Origin of the sequence: Pseudomonas sp. R38(2017), assembly GCF_002112395.1 — a bacterium.
Taxonomy (GTDB): Bacteria; Pseudomonadota; Gammaproteobacteria; order Pseudomonadales; family Pseudomonadaceae; genus Aquipseudomonas.
Genome location: NZ_NEHN01000005.1, coordinates 24938 through 38260, shown reverse-complemented (window position 1 = coordinate 38260; position 13323 = coordinate 24938). Strand labels below are relative to the sequence as shown.

The 13323-nt window shown below is 59.1% G+C and carries 14 protein-coding genes; 9 read left to right on the top strand and 5 right to left on the bottom strand.

The features are described 5' to 3' along the window. Nucleotides 1-46 precede the first annotated feature (46 nt). Nucleotides 47-370 carry a CHAD domain-containing protein gene (locus CAF87_RS29695; protein ID WP_139831724.1) on the top strand — a complete coding sequence of 108 codons (324 nt, stop codon included), beginning with the start codon at nucleotides 47-49 and terminating at the stop codon, nucleotides 368-370. Here the strand turns inward: CAF87_RS29695 and ftsH are convergent. The 3 genes from ftsH to CAF87_RS13070 form a co-directional block, all read right to left on the bottom strand. Beyond that, nucleotides 314-2155 carry an ATP-dependent zinc metalloprotease FtsH gene (gene ftsH / locus CAF87_RS13080; RefSeq protein ID WP_085731768.1) on the bottom strand — a complete coding sequence of 614 codons (1842 nt, stop codon included), beginning with the start codon at nucleotides 2153-2155 and terminating at the stop codon, nucleotides 314-316. The genes CAF87_RS29695 and ftsH overlap by 57 nt on opposite strands. Nucleotides 2156-2265: 110 nt before the next feature. Next, nucleotides 2266-2565, bottom strand: coding sequence for a hypothetical protein (locus CAF87_RS13075; protein ID WP_085731767.1), 300 nt, complete (start codon nucleotides 2563-2565; stop codon nucleotides 2266-2268). Nucleotides 2566-2578: 13 nt separating this feature from the next. Then, entirely contained in the window at nucleotides 2579-3076 is a 498-nt protein-coding gene (locus CAF87_RS13070; protein ID WP_085731766.1) for a BCAM0308 family protein, read from the bottom strand. Between the two features lie 258 nt (nucleotides 3077-3334). Between CAF87_RS13070 and groL the strand changes: the two genes are divergently transcribed. The 8 genes from groL (at nucleotide 3335) to CAF87_RS13030 (ending at nucleotide 11137) form a co-directional block, all read left to right on the top strand. Beyond that, nucleotides 3335-4951, top strand: a complete 1617-nt coding sequence (gene groL / locus CAF87_RS13065; RefSeq protein WP_085702069.1) for a chaperonin GroEL — start codon at nucleotides 3335-3337, stop codon at nucleotides 4949-4951. A gap of 67 nt (nucleotides 4952-5018) precedes the next feature. Beyond that, nucleotides 5019-5906, top strand: coding sequence for a universal stress protein (locus CAF87_RS13060; RefSeq protein ID WP_085702070.1), 888 nt, complete (start codon nucleotides 5019-5021; stop codon nucleotides 5904-5906). A 34-nt stretch (nucleotides 5907-5940) separates the two neighbouring features. Further along, nucleotides 5941-6501 (top strand): nitroreductase, encoded by a 561-nt coding sequence (locus tag CAF87_RS13055; RefSeq protein WP_085702071.1) that lies wholly within the window; start codon nucleotides 5941-5943, stop codon nucleotides 6499-6501. Nucleotides 6502-6677: 176 nt separating this feature from the next. Continuing rightward, nucleotides 6678-6932: an Lpp/OprI family alanine-zipper lipoprotein gene (locus CAF87_RS13050; RefSeq protein WP_085702072.1), complete on the top strand. Its 255-nt coding sequence runs from the start codon at nucleotides 6678-6680 to the stop codon at nucleotides 6930-6932. A 65-nt stretch (nucleotides 6933-6997) separates the two neighbouring features. After that, nucleotides 6998-7630 (top strand): ABC transporter ATP-binding protein, encoded by a 633-nt coding sequence (locus CAF87_RS13045; protein WP_227235539.1) that lies wholly within the window; start codon nucleotides 6998-7000, stop codon nucleotides 7628-7630. Continuing rightward, a complete protein-coding gene (locus tag CAF87_RS13040) occupies nucleotides 7627-8514 on the top strand; it encodes an efflux RND transporter periplasmic adaptor subunit (RefSeq protein WP_085702074.1) in 888 nt (295 codons plus the stop codon). Before CAF87_RS13045 ends, CAF87_RS13040 begins: the two co-directional genes overlap by 4 nt. Before the next feature lie 56 nt (nucleotides 8515-8570). After that, nucleotides 8571-9992 carry an efflux transporter outer membrane subunit gene (locus CAF87_RS13035; RefSeq protein ID WP_256576010.1) on the top strand — a complete coding sequence of 474 codons (1422 nt, stop codon included), beginning with the start codon at nucleotides 8571-8573 and terminating at the stop codon, nucleotides 9990-9992. 2 nt (nucleotides 9993-9994) lie between these two features. Next, a complete protein-coding gene (locus CAF87_RS13030; protein WP_085731763.1) occupies nucleotides 9995-11137 on the top strand; it encodes an ABC transporter permease in 1143 nt (380 codons plus the stop codon). Nucleotides 11138-11192: 55 nt separating this feature from the next. Here the strand turns inward: CAF87_RS13030 and CAF87_RS13025 are convergent, their stop codons facing one another. Further along, entirely contained in the window at nucleotides 11193-11735 is a 543-nt protein-coding gene (locus CAF87_RS13025) for an Hsp20/alpha crystallin family protein (RefSeq protein WP_085731762.1), read from the bottom strand. Nucleotides 11736-11809: 74 nt separating this feature from the next. Further along, nucleotides 11810-13303 carry a basic amino acid/polyamine antiporter gene (locus CAF87_RS13020; RefSeq protein WP_085731761.1) on the bottom strand — a complete coding sequence of 498 codons (1494 nt, stop codon included), beginning with the start codon at nucleotides 13301-13303 and terminating at the stop codon, nucleotides 11810-11812. Nucleotides 13304-13323 lie beyond the last annotated feature (20 nt).

Genomic DNA, 13323 nt, shown 5'->3' with positions numbered 1-13323 from the left:
TATCGTCGCGCAGGTACTGACCTTGCAAGTAAGGCTCTATCAGGCCATGGCACGACTGGAGGCGCACACCGATCATGAGGCGCTGCATGATCTACGTATTGCTGTGCGACGTATCAGAAGCTTGATGCGTCCATTTCGCGCCATCCCGCAAGTACTGGCGTTGAATGGTCTGGTGGGCAATTTCATGAGCGATTTTCTCAGTGCCGAGCAATTGGAAGGTCTGCATGCTTACTGGCGCGCGGCCAATTATCTGGCCGTCGGGCAGATTTACCTCAAAGACAACGTGACTGCCGGCATTCGCCAGCCTCCCGTGTCAGGACGATGCCGCGTCAGTCCGTGCAGGTTGCGCAACGCGCTGAAGCGGCCTTAGCGCGGCGAACTCCTCGGGAGTCAGGGTTTCCTTTTGCAGCAAAAGGTGAGCGCCGGCCTCCAGCTCGGGACGCAACCTTTCGAGCAGGGCTTTGGCTCGCTGCCAAGCGTCGTCCAGCAGTGCGCGAATAGCGAGGTCGATTTCCCGCGCGGTCTGCTCCGAATAGTCCTTTTCGCCGGATTCGGGCACTCGCTCGCCAAGCCAGGTCGCATTGCGCCGCTCCAGAACCGCTTGGCCGAGTTCGCTACTCATACCAAAGCGCGTGACGATTTGACGGGCGATGTCCGTGGCGTGGGCCAGATCATCGGCAGCGCCGGTGGAAATCTCCCCGATCAGGAGGAATTCCGCCGCGCGTCCCGCCATCAGCACGACCATCCGGTCCTTGAGCATCTGGCAACTGATAAGAAAGTGGTCTTCGGTCGGTCGCTGCAAGGTGTAGCCCAGCGAGCCGATGGCCCGCGGCACGATCGAGACTTTGTGTACCGGATCCATGGCCGGTAAGTGACTCGCGGCGAGCGCGTGGCCCATCTCGTGATAGGCCACTATCTGGCGTTCCTCGGGGCGCAGTATGCTGCTCTTGCGCTCGATCCCGGCAACCAGTCGTTCCACGGCGGCGGTGAAGTCGACGAGTTCCACCATGTCCGCGCCGCGTCGGGTCGCAACAATCGCCGCCTCGTTTACCAGGTTCGCCAGATCCGCGCCAGTGAATCCGGTGGTGATGTCAGCGATACTTTCGCTATCGATAGTCGGTGACACGGTGATTTTCTGCAGGTGTACCTTGAGGATCGCTTGTCGGCCTTTGCGGTCTGGTCGGTCGATCAGCACTTGGCGATCAATCCTTCCAGCGCGCAACAGCGCCGGATCGAGAATCTCAGGCCGGTTGGTCGCGGCCAGTAATACCACGCCTTCGCGAGGGTCGAAGCCGTCCAGTTCCGAGAGCAGTTGATTGAGGGTCTGCTCCTTCTCGTCATTGCCACCGAACGCGCCGACACCGCGCATTTTGCCCAGTGCATCCAGCTCATCGATGAAGATAATGCAGGGCGCGGCCTGGCGCGCCTGCTCGAACAGATCGTGGACCCGGGCGGCACCGACTCCGACGAACATTTCGACGAACTCAGAACCAGAGATCGAGAAAAACGGCACACCAGCTTCACCCGCGATGGCCTTGGCCACAAGTGTCTTTCCGGTGCCGGGCGGGCCGACCAGCAGCGTCCCTTTGGGTATGTGTGCGCCCAGGCGAGCATAGCGGGCCTTGTCCTTCAAGAACGACACAATTTCCATCAGTTCGAGCTTGGCTTCATCGATCCCGGCAACGTTGTCAAAGGTGACGCCTGTATCCCGTTCGACAAACACTTTGGCCCGTGACTTGCCGATACTCATCAACCCTCCCAAGCCCTGCTTTTCGGCAAAACCGCGGAATGCAAAGTGCCAGACCACCGTGATCAGGATCAACGGTAGTAACCAGCCCAACAGCCCGCTGAGCAGGGTGTCTTCATTGACGCCGCTGAATCTGACCCCCGAATGCGCCAGGTCTGCCGCCAGCGTCGAATCCACCCGGACAGTGGTGAATAGTTCACGGCCGTCGATGGGGTCCAGTAACTTGCCGCTGATCTGGTCTTTCTCGACCCGCAGATCGCTGACCTTCTGGTCGTTCACCAGTTGCAGGAACTGGCTGTACGGAATGTTCTGCACGGCATGACGTTCGGCAAACAAAAACTGCACAAGTGCCAGAACAACGAAGGCGATCAGGAAGTACGAGAGGTTCCACTGGTGGTTGTTTTTCATGGTCTTGTCTCAACGAAGACGTTGTACGCCAGCAGGAGATGAACCTCGACTCGGGCACCGACCAATCGAGGCGCTCAGCGTGCCGCTCGCGCCACAGATGAACCCGGGCTTCAAGCATCACCTGAGACGCCGATGTTGGCGTCGTCGATATCACGCTGGAACTCGAGTTCTTCCAGCATGCTTTTGCGCAGGCTCAAGTCGCACGTGACGGTGTCCACGATGCAAGAGAGCAGGGAACAGTCGCCTTGTTTTTTTCTACGCCTGAGTGGCAAAAAATCCTTGAGGAATATCAACAATGCCTGTTTGGCCCGGCAGTGAATGGGTTGCCCACAAGTCAACGATATTTTGACGAAGATCAGAGCCGGCGCCGGCCAACGCCAGATAATCAATTCAGTACTGACTGCAACCACTTCGCTGTCCGGGTTATTCCTCACGGGACCAGCGCACGCTCATGCCATATTCGCTATCGCTGTAGTGGTATTCAGAGTTGCCTTTGAAAGCGCCTTTCAGGGCATGCCCCAGACGATTGGCAAGGTGAATGCCAGTAGTGGTCACGATCAGATCATCGGCCGCGTCATCGAACTTGATGATGCGCTCAAGGGGATGCTCGGCTTTTTCTTTTTCCTCAGTGTGTTTAATCAGCTGGACGATTTCTCCACGGTGCTGGTGCACGTAGCCGCCGGACAGGGTCAGGATACCCGCAGGCCTGTTGTCTTCTATGCGCCGGCAGGCTGGACAGATCGTTGTTTGCGCACCGTGAACCACGGTGTTTTCCTGGCGTTTCCAGCTCCAGGTTCCTGCGGCATACACGGCCTCGCATTTCGGGCAAACGGCAGGGCCCTCCGTGCGTGGGGCGCTATAAGGGTCATGCGAGACGTTCTTGAACAGTTTGTTTTTTTGGCTTTGCTGAAACTTGTCCATGATGTTCCTCCAGAGATGATCAGAACAACTGACGCTTGCTGAAGCGCACCCGCTCATTTCGACGCGATCCGGGTTCCAGCAGGTTGATTTTTATCAACTGCGATGCAAGCGCTGAAGGCGGCTCGAGCCAATGGTCCGCGTTTATGCATGAGGCGACAGGAGGACCGGGCTGCTCAGGGCTTTGTTGATAAAAGTCAACGTCGCCGGGAGTGGTTAATAGACCCTGCTTGAACGTGGAATTGGCAGGAGAGCGATCCGATGGCTCACAGCAAGCTGGTATTTCGCGGCGCCGCCCGCGAGAGGATTCTCAGCGGTGCCACTCAGTTGGCGGATGCCGTGCGCGTGACGCTGGGCCCCAAGTCCAAGTCGGTGCTGATTCAGAATAAATGGGGCAATCCAACAGTCTGCAATGATGGTGTAACGATCGCCAGGCGCATCGACCTGCTGGATCCGGAAGAAAATCTCGGTGCGCAAATGTTGCGTCAGGCTGCCGAGCGCACCGGTGACGCGGTGGGGGACGGTACCAGCACTGCAACGGTGCTGGCCCAGGCCATCCTCGCGGACGGTATCCGCAATGTGGTGGCGGGTGCCAGTGCGATCGACCTCAAACGCGGGCTCGATCGCGGACTCGCTTTGGTTGTGGAGTCGTTGAGGACGCTGTCGCGACCAGTGAGTACGCCCAGGGAAAAGGTCCAGGTCGCGACGCTATCCGCGCATAACGATGCGGTCATTGGCCAACTGGTAGCCGATGCCCTGGAGAAGGTTGGTATTGAAGGAGTGGTCAGCGTCGAGGAGTCAAAAACCACTGAAACGGTGGTCGAGGTCATGGAAGGCATGCGCTTCGACCGAGGCTATGTCTCGCCATATTTCGTCACCGATACCGAAAAGATGCAGGTGGAACTCGATGACGCTTACCTGTTGTTTTGCGACCACAAGATTCTGAATCTCAAGGAGTTGCTGCCCCTGATGGAGCTCGTGGCCAAGAGCGGCCAGCCCCTGGTGTTGATCGCGGATGACATAGAAGGGGAGGCGTTGACCACGCTGGTGGTCAATCAGATACGCGGTGTGCTGCGAGCGGTGGCGATCAAAGCTCCGGGCTTCGGTGACCGGCGCAAGGAGATGCTGCAGGACATGGCCGTTCTGACCGCAGGAACGGTGATTTCCAATGACCTGGGCTTTGCCCTCGAACAGATCGAGTTGAGTCAATTGGGCCGGGCGCATCGGGTGGTGGTGCAAAGGGACAGTTCGGCGTTGATCGGGGGGGCTGGCAATCGCGAGGCCATCGAGGCGCGGATGCAGCAAATCCGCGCACAAATGGAGACAACCACCAGCGACTACGACCGTGAAAAGCTACAGGAACGCTTGGCCAGGCTCTCGGGCGGCGTCGCGGTGGTCCGGGTCGGAGCGCCTTCGGAAGCCGAGATGAAAACCCGCAAGGATGCGTTGGATGACGCCATTTCCGCCACTCGTGCAGCCATCGCCGAAGGCATTGTGCCAGGCGCCGGCATGTCTTTGCTCAAGGCCGTCCCGAAGATTGCCGCCGAGGAGATGCAGTATGAAGGGGATGCCCGCACGGGTCTGCAAATCATGCGGCGCGCTTTGGAGGCGCCGGCCAGGGTCATCGCTGAAAACTCGGCAGTGGATGCCGGCGTCGTTGTCGCGAGGATGTTGGCGGAGCCTGGCAACATTGGCTTCGACGCGTCGGTCAATCGCTACGTCGATCTTTACGAGGCCGGAATCATCGACCCATCCAAAGTGGTGCGGATCGCCCTTGAAAATGCAGTGTCAGTGGCCAGCATCCTGCTGCTGACCGAGGCAATATTGACGGATATTCCGGAGAAAGAGTCGCCGATCCCGCCTGGGTTCAGCGAATGAGGTCCGGCAGTGTCGCCGGGCGTTTGAGCAAGGCCGGTCTCGCGACCTGCCTGACGGGAGACAGATCATGAGCCAATATCAACGCCTTTTGCTGATCATCAACCCGCTCCTGCGCCGCTCTCCGGCAATCAACCATGCCGGCGCGCTGGCCAGGGCCAGTGGTGCGACATTGCACATCGTCGCCCTCGTCAAGACACTGGACATTCTGTGGCTACTTGACGAGGGCAGCAGGAAACAGGTTCGGGAAAGCTATCTTCAGAACCAACGCGACTGGTTGAAGTCCCAGGCGGAGAAACTGTCTGGCCGAGGCGTAGCAGTGACCTGCGAAGTCGCTTGGGCGGACGACATAAAACAGGAGATTTCTGATCACGTTACAGAGTTGAATCCCGACTTGCTGATTAAGGAAGTGCAACACGAGTCACTGCTCAAACGTGCATTCTTCACCCCACTGGACTGGTATCTTTTGCGCCAATGCCAAGTGCCGGTGTACCTGCTTGGCGGCGCGGCCCATGCATTACCGCGCAAGGTTGTAGCCGCGGTCGACGTCTCTACGAACGGCTTGGAAAATAATCGGTTGAACGAGCGCATCATCCAGCAGGCCACTGCGCTGGCTATCCAGTGTGATGCCGAATTGCACCTGTTGTATGCCTATGACGTTTCGCAGGAATACCTGGCAGAACTGGGCGATGGCCTGAAAATCGCCGAACTGACTAAAGGCTTGCGCCGTGAGTTTGAAAAGACCTACCTCGACTGGGCCAGTCAGCATGGCGTACCGGCTGATCGCCGGCATTTTGTGGTGGGGCACCCCGTTGCGGCGCTCAGTGAGTTCACAGACGAGCATCAGGTGGATGTAATCGTCATGGGGCGCGTGCAATTCCACGGTCTGGACAAGCTACTCGGCAGTACCACCGAACACATTCTGTATCAGGTCCCTTGCAACGTTCTGGCTGTGTAGCACCGCGCCGGAGGTCCCTGTAGGAGGAATGCTCATGAACATTGACCAGGCCATTTCTGGCCGTCATTCGACACGTGAATACACGGCGCAGGCTGTCGATGAAGAGGTCATTGTGCGCTTGATCGGTGCCGCCACCTTGGCGCCAAGTGCGATGAACCAACAACCCTGGCGATTCACCGTGGTTCGCGACCAAGCGTTGCTGGATCGAATTTCACGCGAGGCGAAAGCCTGCATGCTCAAGACGCTGGCACCGGGATCACAATCAGAGCGCTTTCACGCGTTGCTCGATGACGAGCACTTTCAGATTTTCTATCACGCACCGGTACTGATCCTGATCTCGGCTGACGCACCCGGGCAATGGGTGGTCGAAGACTGTGCGCTGGCCGCCCAGAACCTGATGCTCAGTGCCTGTGCAGAAGGACTGGGCACTTGCTGGATCGGTTTTGCCCAGCCGTATCTCAATACTCAACAGGGCAAGCAAATGCTGAATCTTCCACAGGCGTGGGTTCCGGTAGCACCGATCATCGTCGGCCATCCGAAAGCCGCGCCGGCGCCTGTTGCCCATCAGGCACCAGAGATTCGCTGGATTGGTTGATGCACCGCTGAGCATTCATCCGGATGAGCGGGCACGCGCACATTATTGCGACGAGTGATTAACCGGCACGCCGGGTTGGCCATTCATTGACAAAAATCACAGTGCCGGCGCAGGGGGGCCGGATACTTTGAGGGGTGCCGGCGTGTTCCCGGCTCACTCAACTGAGGAGAACCACCATGAACAAGCGTTTATCTGTTGTTGTGCTGAGCGTCCTTCTGGCGATGACGGCGGGGTGCAGTCATAAGCATGTGCAAGAAATGAATGCTCGTATCGATTCGGCACAAAGCGCTGCCGCTGCTGCGCAATCCAGAGCCGATGCCGCGTATTCAAAAGCGGAACAGGCGCAGGCCGCGGCCAGTCAGGCACAACGCACCGCCGATGAGGCCAATGAACGCGCCAGCCGAATGCTTGAAAAGGCGAGTCGCAAATAATGACCCCCCACCCGGCCATCGTTGCGAGCGGGTTGTGTAAGTGGTTTGGCGAAGGCAGTACGCGCATGAAAGCGGTCGACCAGGTGGCGCTGGTCGCGCAGTTCGGCGAAATGGTTTTTGTCGTCGGCCCCTCGGGTAGCGGCAAGACCACACTATTGAGCATCCTCTCCGGCATCCTGCGACCCGACTCTGGAACGGTGCTGATTAATGGCCTGGACATCTGGAGCCTGAATAGCGACAGATTGGCCGAACTGCGCCTGGATCACATCGGGTTCGTGTTCCAGGACTATCACTTGTTTTCGCGGTTGACGGCGGCCGAGAACGTCGCCATCCCCCTGATCCTTAGGCATCACAAATGGAACGATGCGCTTTCGAAGGCCCGCCAGAGTCTGGAGGTGGTGGGCCTGAAGGATCGGGGGAACATCTTGCCCATGAAGCTTTCCGGAGGGGAGCAGCAGCGCGTTGCCATTGCCAGAGCCATCGTGGGGGAGCCGCAAATCTTGATAATGGACGAGCCCACGGCATCTCTGGATGGGGACACGGGAAAAATGATCATCGCGTTCGTCAAGGAGAGAGTACTCAATCAGCAACGCTGCATCCTTATTGTCACTCACGATGCACGGATCAACGAGTACGCCGACCGTATCATCTACATGGCTGACGGCCGAATCAGCGAAACCGGGCATGCCATATCGTGAAAAAGTCCCTGCTGTTTACGCTGGCGGTAGTCGGTGTTCTCGGGGGGCTGATCGCCGCCTATCTGCTCGGGCGGACACCGCAGCCGCTGCCGCCCGCCTTCGCACCAGCGAGCAGCAACGATGCCAGCGCGATCTATGCCAATGGCATCATCGAGGGCGAGCAGCCCGGTGGCAGCAATATCGTGATCTATCCGCAGGTGGCCGCGCCGGTAACCCGGGTGTGGGTGCAGGAGGGGCAGACGGTCAAACGCGGGGAGCCGCTGGTCACACTTGACGACGCGGTGCCACGCGCCAATTTTGAACTGGCCCAGGCCAGCCTGGCCACCGCCCGCGACCAGTACAACAAGCGCTTGGCGTCTTACAACATTGATCCGAAATCGATCAGCAAAGATACCCTGGACACCGCGCGCAATTCCGTGACCCAGGCGCAGGCTGCCCTCAAGGCGTCGGCGGCGTTGCTGGCGCAATACCTCATCAAGGCGCCAGCGGACGGTGTGGTGATGACTATTAACAGCGCAGTGGGCAGTTATGTATCGCCCCAGGGGGCCTATGACGTTTACACCCAAGGGTTCGCGCCGCTGCTGGTCATGAGCGCCGATCAGGCGCATCTGGCTGTGCGCTGTTATGTGGACGAGATTCTGATCGCCCGATTACCAGCGCCCGAGCACATGCAGGCGCAGATGCTGATTCACGGCACGGACATCCGTGTGCCGCTGGCCTTCGTGCGGGTGCAGCCCTACGTATCGCCGAAAATCGAGCTGTCCAACCAGCGCCGGGAAAAAGTTGACCTGAGGGTGCTGGCGGTGATTTTTCGCTTCGAGAAGAAAGATCTGCCGAACGTCTACCCGGGGCAGTTGGTGGATGTGTTCATAGGTCAGAAATAATGGAAAGGGTAGACCGGTTACGCCGCACTGGACGCTTCTGCCTTGCACTGAGCCTGTTGCTGGGCAGCGCATGCACGGTCGGCCCGGATTTTTCGCCTCCGGCCACGCCTGTGTCAGAGCGTTATCTGAACGAGCCGCTGCCGGGGACTGTTGCGGCGCAGGGCCAGGTTCAACAGTTCGTGTCCGGCGGTGAGGTCACACCGGACTGGTGGCGTTTTTTCCACTCGACGGCGCTTGATGCACTGGTGCGCCAGGCGATCACCCATAACATGACCGTGCAGGCGGCCGAGGCCAGTTTGCGTCAAAGCCAGAACGCGCTCAGAGCCGGTCACGGGGTCTTCTATCCGCAGCTCGATGCCCGCTTCAGCGCCAGTCGTGAGCGCAGCGCGCCGGTCCAGCAAGGGCTGACGACGGCAGGCTCGATCTTTAACGTGATGATCTTCAGTGGCACGATCAGCTACACCCTCGATGTCTTTGGCGGCGAGCGACGTGCCGTGGAGGGCTTGCAGGCCCAGGTCGATCGCCAGACCTGGCTGACTCAGGCGGCCTATCTCACGCTAACGGCCAATGTCGTCAATACGGCCATTGCCCGGGCAGCCTATACCGCGCAGATCGAGGCCACGGAACAATTGATCGGTTTGCAGCGCCAGCAGCTGCAGTCCACCCAGGTTCAGGTGCGCAGCGGAACGGTGCCTTATTCGGCGACATTGAGCCTGCAGAGCCTGATCGCGACTAACGAGGCCTCGTTACCGGCGCTCAAACAGAAAGTCAGTCAAAGCGAGCACTTGCTGGCCACGCTCGAAGGCGTGATGCCTGCAGAACTCAAACTTCCCGACATTCGCTTGACAGCACTTTCGTTACCGCACGATCTGCCGGTCAGTCTGCCTTCCGACCTAGTGCGCCAGCGTCCGGATATCCTCACCGCCGAGGCGCAATTGCATCAGGCCAGCGCGCAAATCGGTGTCGCCACGGCGGCGATGTTTCCCAGCTTCAGCTTGAGCGGTACCTACGGGGCGGCTGGGTCGTACACCGGTTCACTGTTTGCCGGCGCCGGACGATTCTGGAACTTCGGGCCGTCGATCGATATTCCGCTGTTTCAGGGAGGGCGCCTGTGGTACAGCCGCCAGGCGGCAATTGACGCCTATCAGCAAGCAGCGGCGAACTACCGACAAGTGGTGCTGGAGTCTTTCGCGCAGGTGGCGGATGTGCTCAGGGCAATAGAGCTCGATGCGCAAACGTTGCAGAAGCAGGCCGAGGCGCAGGCCGCTGCCCGAGAGGCCTTGAGATTATTGCAGGCCAACTATCGCTCGGGGTTGGTGACCTATCTGGATCTGCTCGTGGCCGACGTGCAGTTGCATCAGGTCGATATTGCTTACCTTCAAGCATTGGCGCAGCGGCATCAGGACACGGTTGCGTTGTTCGTGGCGCTGGGCGGCGGCTGGTGGAACCGGCCCGATACCGGCATTAGCGGAAACTAGCCATGAAATACAGTGGAATTCTGCGCATCGGGTACAAGCTTCTGGTCAATGATCGCGCCAAATTCTCCGCGTTACTGGTGGGTATCACCTTCTCGGTGTTCCTGATGATGCAAATGACCGCCATGTTCGCCGGCATCCTGAACCGCGCCTATTCGACGGTCACCAATGTCGGTGCACCGATGTGGATCATCGATCCGGCGGTCAACACCCCGACGATTGCCATCCCGTTGCCGGACTACCTGCTGGACGCAGTGCGCAGCATGCAGCAGGTGGAATACGCCGTCCCGGTATTCATTGGCAGCGCCCAGGTGCGCCTGGAAAATGGCACATATCAAGGGGTTAGCGTGATTGGTCTGGACGACACCAGCCTGCTCGGCCGTCCGGCCCTGGAGCAGGGCGCCATCGAGGATATCTACGCCGAAAACGCGTTCATCGTGGTTCACGATGCTGAGTTCGCAAAACTGGGTAACCCTGCCATCGGTACCTCGTTCGAGCTCAACGACCACCGGGGCACCATCGTCGGCATCGCCAGGGTTCTGGTCGGTGGATTGACCGGAGTGCCGACGCTTTACACAACCTACCGGCGTGCCATCGAATACATCCCTACGACACGCTTCACCGTGTCATACATTTTGCTCAAGCCCAGAAGCCGGCAAGGTGAGGCAGCCATCAAGCAGCAAGTGGCGCGGTTGGGCTACATCGCCCTGACCAGGGATGAGTTCAACCGGCGTATTGCCGACTTCTACATCTATCAGACCGGTGTCGGGACCAATATTCTGATGATGACAGTCATCAGTTTTCTGGTCGGCCTGTCGATTTCCGGTCAGACGTTCTACAGTTTCATTCTGGAAAACCTGGATAAGTTTGCCGCTTTGAAAGCCATCGGCGCCAAGAGCCGGGAGATGGTCTACATGATCTTCTTCATGGCCATGTTCACCGCGATGACCGGTTATGGTCTGGGCATCGGACTGGTGACTCTGATGATCGTCATCGCACGAACCTATCTTCCCAACTACGCTGCGATCGTCACTTTCTGGAATCTGGGACTGGCGTTTGGTCTGGTGCTGTTGATTGCCGGGTTTTCCAGCTACCTGGGCATTCGCAAGGTGCTGAAGATCGAGCCATTCGACATTTTCAGAGGCTGAGGCCCAAGAAAAAGCCCCTTGCCGGTTTTCCGGCAAGGGGCATACATCTGCGGATTCATTCGCCCTTGATCGGCACGACCTTGTCCGCTTTCATCGCTTCGGGCTTTTTCGGCAGCGAGATGCTCAATACGCCTTTGCTGAAGTGCGCATCGATCTTCTCGGCGTCGACCCCTTTGGGCAGGTTGAACACCCGCTCGAAGGAACCGTAGTGACGCTCGCTCAAGTGATAACCCTTGCGTTTTTCTTCCTTGTCTTCCTTTTTCTCGCCCTTGATGATCAGGCTGCCGTTGGACAGTTTGATCTCGATGTTCTTTTGATCCATGCCGGGCAGTTCTGCGGTGATCTCGAAGCTTTTATCCTTTTCGGTGATGTCCACGGCAGGCACGCTGCGGGTGAACAAGTCACGCGAGAAGAACGGTTCGACATCGAACAGTCCGCGGCTGAAGGGCGACATAAATGATCCGCGGTGGAAGTCCTCGAACAGGTGGTCGACCTGTTGCCGCAGCTTTTCCAGCGGGCGCCAGAGGTCGGTCGTCACGGGCACCTGGTTCGATTTTACGTCCGCATGTTCCTGCATTTTTTTCACGGAATTGCTCATTTCGGTACTCCTCTCGGATGGAAAGCGCAGCGCCGGACGTCCTGTCGGCGAACCGCGCGGACTGAACGAACTCCTTACAACGTCAACGTCCCGGACCACAGCATCCAGCCGGCGTAGGCCGCTGCCGCCCAGATGATGATCAACAGGCCGGTGTCCGGTCCGTCGAGAGGCTGTCCCTCCCGGGCCTTCAATGTGCCGAGGTAGATCAGTGAGCCGGGGGCGTAGAGCAACGCGCTGAGCAGCATGTATTTGGGGCCGGCGGCGTAAAGCAGCCAGAAGCAATAGAGCGTGGCAACCAGCGCGATGGCCAGGTCGCGCACTTGCAGGGCGCGATGACCGGCGTAGGTTTCGCCCTGCCAGGTCATTTTCAGTGCATACAGACTGCTGAGCAGGTAGGGCAGCAGAATCATCGAGGTGGCAAGGGAAATCAGTGCCAGGTAACTGGCGCTCGAGTACAGCGTCAGCAACAGAAACAGCTGGATGCATCCGTTGGTCAGCCACAAGGCGTGGGCCGGTACGCCGCGGGTGGACTCTGCGCCGAGCGACGGTGGCATGACCTTTTCCTTCGCCGGTGTGAACACCGATTCGGCCGCCAGAAGGGTCCAGGCGAGCAGGGCGCCACCGACCGAAACAATCAGGCCGATGCTGATCAGCACGGCACCCCATGGCCCGGCGGCAGCCTGCAGTACGCCGGCCATCGAAGGGTTTTTCAGGGCGGCCAGTTCCGGCTGTTTGAGAATGCCCAGGGACAACAGGGAAACCGCGATCAGCAGCAACAGGGTAATGACAAAACCGATGACCGTGGCGCGTCCGACATCAGCGCGTTCTGCGGCGCGGGCAGAAAACACATTGGCGCCTTCGATCCCGATAAACACCCAGACCGTCACCAGCATCGTGCTCTTGACTTGGTCGAGGGTGCTGCCCAGCGCCGGAGCGCCCCAAAAGTCCATGGCGAAGGTGTCGCGCCGGAAGGCCGCGATCACAAAACCGATGAACAACAGCAGCGGCACGATCTTGGCCGCGGTGCTCAGGGCGTTGGCACGGGCCGCCGTGCGCATGCCCCGCAGGATCATCCAGTGCAACGACCAGAGCACGACCGACGCACCGGCAATCGCTGCCTTGTTATTGCCGTCGCCAAATGCCGGAAAGAAGTAACTCAGCGCGGCAAACAGAATCACCAGGTAGCTGACGTTGCCGATCCAGGCGCTGATCCAGTAACCCCAGGCAGAGTTGAAGCTGAGAAAATCACCACCCAGTGCCCGGGCGTAGGCGAATACACCGTTATCCAGTGCCGGCTGGCGGTTGGACAAACTCTGATAGACCAGTGCCAGAGACAGCATGCCGACTCCGGTGATCAGCCAGCCGATCAGGATCGCCCCGGCCCCGGCGCTGGCGGCCATGTTCTGCGGCAGGCTGAAAATGCCGCTGCCGATCATCGAACCCACCACCAGCGCCACCAGCAGGCTCAGCGTCAGGCGCCTGGGCTCACTCTTGCGCAAACTGCCAATCAGTGGCGGATGCTGGGCGGGGGTAGCGCCCGGTTGAAGGTCTTGCAGTTGAGTAGCCATGACGCGCCTCCACGAGACAA

Excerpts from the sequence above, each read along its gene's own strand:
- CAF87_RS13055 (WP_085702071.1), top strand. The coding sequence starts at position 5,941 with ATGAACATTGACCAGGCCATTTCTGGCCGTCATTCGACACGTGAATAC.
- groL (WP_085702069.1), top strand. The coding sequence starts at position 3,335 with ATGGCTCACAGCAAGCTGGTATTTCGCGGCGCCGCCCGCGAGAGGATT.
- ftsH (WP_085731768.1), bottom strand. The coding sequence starts at position 2,155 with ATGAAAAACAACCACCAGTGGAACCTCTCGTACTTCCTGATCGCCTTC.
- CAF87_RS13070 (WP_085731766.1), bottom strand. The coding sequence starts at position 3,076 with ATGGACAAGTTTCAGCAAAGCCAAAAAAACAAACTGTTCAAGAACGTC.
- CAF87_RS13020 (WP_085731761.1), bottom strand. The coding sequence starts at position 13,303 with ATGGCTACTCAACTGCAAGACCTTCAACCGGGCGCTACCCCCGCCCAG.
- CAF87_RS13025 (WP_085731762.1), bottom strand. The coding sequence starts at position 11,735 with ATGAGCAATTCCGTGAAAAAAATGCAGGAACATGCGGACGTAAAATCG.
- CAF87_RS13050 (WP_085702072.1), top strand. The coding sequence starts at position 6,678 with ATGAACAAGCGTTTATCTGTTGTTGTGCTGAGCGTCCTTCTGGCGATG.
- CAF87_RS13045 (WP_227235539.1), top strand. The coding sequence starts at position 6,998 with ATGAAAGCGGTCGACCAGGTGGCGCTGGTCGCGCAGTTCGGCGAAATG.
- CAF87_RS13030 (WP_085731763.1), top strand. The coding sequence starts at position 9,995 with ATGAAATACAGTGGAATTCTGCGCATCGGGTACAAGCTTCTGGTCAAT.
- CAF87_RS13060 (WP_085702070.1), top strand. The coding sequence starts at position 5,019 with ATGAGCCAATATCAACGCCTTTTGCTGATCATCAACCCGCTCCTGCGC.
- CAF87_RS29695 (WP_139831724.1), top strand. The coding sequence starts at position 47 with ATGGCACGACTGGAGGCGCACACCGATCATGAGGCGCTGCATGATCTA.